The sequence below is a fragment of the Rahnella sp. ChDrAdgB13 genome, from assembly GCF_017655185.1.
Lineage (GTDB): Bacteria > Pseudomonadota > Gammaproteobacteria > Enterobacterales > Enterobacteriaceae > Rahnella > Rahnella contaminans.
Genome location: NZ_JAEMGT010000106.1, coordinates 1 through 2895, shown reverse-complemented (window position 1 = coordinate 2895; position 2895 = coordinate 1). Strand labels below are relative to the sequence as shown.

At 46.8% G+C, this 2895-nt stretch carries 3 protein-coding genes and 1 pseudogene; 3 read left to right on the top strand and 1 reads right to left on the bottom strand.

Annotation, left to right across the window (positions count from 1 at the left end; all coding sequences use genetic code 11):
• Positions 1–8: 8 nt before the first annotated feature.
• From J8X26_RS22540 to J8X26_RS22530, 3 genes are all read left to right on the top strand, one after another.
• Positions 9–584, top strand: a complete 576-nt coding sequence (locus J8X26_RS22540) for a hypothetical protein (protein WP_208952015.1) — start codon at positions 9–11, stop codon at positions 582–584.
• Between the two features lie 121 nt (positions 585–705).
• Positions 706–1134, top strand: a complete 429-nt coding sequence (locus J8X26_RS22535; RefSeq protein WP_208952014.1) for a putative zinc ribbon protein — start codon at positions 706–708, stop codon at positions 1132–1134.
• 487 nt (positions 1135–1621) lie between these two features.
• Positions 1622–2581 carry a glycosyltransferase gene (locus J8X26_RS22530; protein ID WP_208952013.1) on the top strand — a complete coding sequence of 320 codons (960 nt, stop codon included), beginning with the start codon at positions 1622–1624 and terminating at the stop codon, positions 2579–2581.
• A gap of 58 nt (positions 2582–2639) precedes the next feature.
• Here J8X26_RS22530 and J8X26_RS27760 read toward each other — a convergent pair.
• Positions 2640–2895 (bottom strand): annotated as a pseudogene (locus tag J8X26_RS27760) (hypothetical protein); the annotation flags it as partial.

Sequence of the window (2895 nt, the reverse complement as noted above, 5' to 3'; positions counted from 1 at the left end):
CGTAAGGATTGCCTGAGAAAGTCAGCGACGAGGGGAGCTTTTATCTAAATCCGATTTATTCAACAAAGCCGCTGGGGATGTATCAGTGTGGTTTTACTGAACAGCGACGTCACACCTGTCAGATTATCGCACCGGTTTTCATCGCTCACCTGCTAACGCTTAGACAAATGCAGCAGTCAGATCATCTGGTCTCGCACGATGCAGCGCTTAGACACGTGCGGCCTGAACATTTCATACAGAGCCCGCAATTCTACTTCTCATTGCTGCGAGCAGAATGTCAAAGGCTGGGATGGTCAGAGCTCGCCGATGACTTGCTGGCGCTAAGTTCACATTTTTACGATGAACCCTGGCATCTGGAGAGGTTTGCGCTCGCTTACTTTTACGGCTTGCTTGCGAACGATCCGGAGTACTTTCCTCTGCTGGCACCAGCGCAGCATGAAGCTTCTCTTCACCCAGTTGAACGAGTAAATCACCGGGTGTTGCTACTGAACGCACACCCAGAGAAGACACCGAATCTGCATAACCTGATTGAGGAATATGTGTTCTTCGCATTTTACAACTTGTGGGGTCAGATCCCGCCTTGAGTGAGCCCTCTCCCCCATCATGGGTGGGCTGAGCCCTAACACTTCCAATCGTATTGCAATCTTTTTATTTATCGGAAAAACCGCCCAATAACTACAGCCGGGCACGGCAAAAGGTGCATCTATGCAATTTAAGAAAATAAAGCATGCCGTTACCCATGATGGCAGATGGGTCAAAGCAGAGTTATATCCTCTGCCAGCATCGCTGTGTTGTTACTGCGAGGGCTGCTTAAACCCCCTGCATTTTCGAATCACGCATGCGGAAGGTCGGTTTTTCGAACACGACCTTGAAAATAGCGACATCAACCGTTTAGAAGAATGCCCCTATTTGCTTTTACCCCACAGACCCGCGCAACTCTCCACTGTTACTCGGGCAACAGCCCTACATGAATCCTTTCATTTGGGAAATCCTCAACCTAAGCACTTTATCTGCGTGATGTGTGATTACGAATTCTTCGGACTAAAACACTGTCCCCACTGCGGTAACACCTTGTACTGCACTGAAGTTAAAAATAGAAATACGCTGACCTTGTCTGAAAAGTTTGCAAAGTAACTCAGGTTAGAACATCCACTCAAAAAAGTGGCTGGGATATATCACGCAACAAACGACTATCACTCGCTGCAGTGCATCGATCGGCGATAACGATCGAAATCCAATTATCGATCTATCAAAACGATTATCTTTTCAGCAATCTCTCTGGTTATCCTTGGCTTTCATTGTTGACGATAAATGGCTTTGTATCACGGCGACTTACAGCTGTGGGGCTTGCTACGTCATCACTGCAGGGATGCCAGAAACTAATCGTCCCTCAGGTAACCATTATTGCATCAGATGAGTACGCCAACACCAGGCCGCCATGCTCGAACGATGCAGCCGTGAAGAGATGAAAATGAAAAGATGTGCCCGCTGTAATAAAAAAAGAAATTTCATCGAACGGCTATTTTCACTAGATAAAGAACTCTGTGATGAATGCTTATACGACATTCAATTGGAAATCCGGGAAAGAAGAGAAATACCAGTCAAAAGGCACAAAGATTAAATGGCGCTCATTCAGCAAGACCAGCAGTCCGTGATCGACGTCAGCGTCATTATCCCTGTCTATAACGCCGCAGAGACCATTGAGCGCCTTGCCAGTAAAATCCTCAGCGAAAACAATGTTGTTATCGAACTTATCATTGTCAACGATGGCTCTCGCGATGGTACCGGCAGTATTGTTCAGGGTATCTGCGACGACAGAGTTATTCTCGTTGAACAGGAAAATTGCGGGGTCTACGCTGCCCGAAATGCTGCGATAGCCATTCATCGTGGCGAATGGGTGATTTTTCTTGATGCAGATGACGACGTCAAAGACGGCTTCATTTACACCCGCTGGCAAATGGCGAAAAAAGCTCAAGCTGATGTGGTTATCTGCAATGCCTGGTCTACTGGCACTGGTACAACCAAAACTGCTGCGCATTCTCAACAGCCTTATAAACAATGCTTGTCTGGCCACGACTGGATCAGACACTGCGTCACTCGCCATGAATGGCCGCATTACCTATGGTTGCAGCTCATCAGGTCGTCTTATATCAGACAACACGCTCTATCTTTCCAATCTGGTAAAAGTCACAAAGACATTCTCTGGACCATTAATCTGGCACTGGAAAATGGACGTTTCTATTTCTCGGACATCAAGGACTACACCTATATCTACAACACGGAGTCCATCACCCATCGGGGCGATTACTACGATATACGGGCAGCCAGTTACGTAGAGGTGATCGCCGAGATTATTCGTCTTGCGGGTCAGCCGAAAAATCAAGATATCAGGCTCCCTTTATTCAGGCATGCGCTGGTTGAAACGCGGCATTTTTTGGGATTGTATAGGAATAATGTTCAGGATAAATCTGCCCTGAAAACCAACTTCAGAGCGAATATAGCGTTTAAAAGCTTATTCAGAGGTATCAGCAGTTTCAGCGATGCATTTTTCTTTATCAAATTAGTGAGTAAGCTTTTATAAAGCGTAACATCGTTGCTGCGGATCGACATCTACACTCAGTACCTTCAGAATCATCATGTCACGTGATTACGGCGGTGCTGACCAGTTCCCCGATGATTATCTGTTTCTGCTCTTCAATAGGGTCACTACGGTTTGCGGTGCTTGGCATCCGATAGTCCTCACCCTGCATTCGAGCAATATCCATCGCCTGAACGCCAATCTCCCCTATAAGCTGGGCCTGTTTCAGGCGGTTCTGCTCTTTCTCCTTATCGAAAATTGGGCTGATGCTGTCGTTGGCATGTTCCGTGTCGCGGCTGAGATCATTGATATTTTGC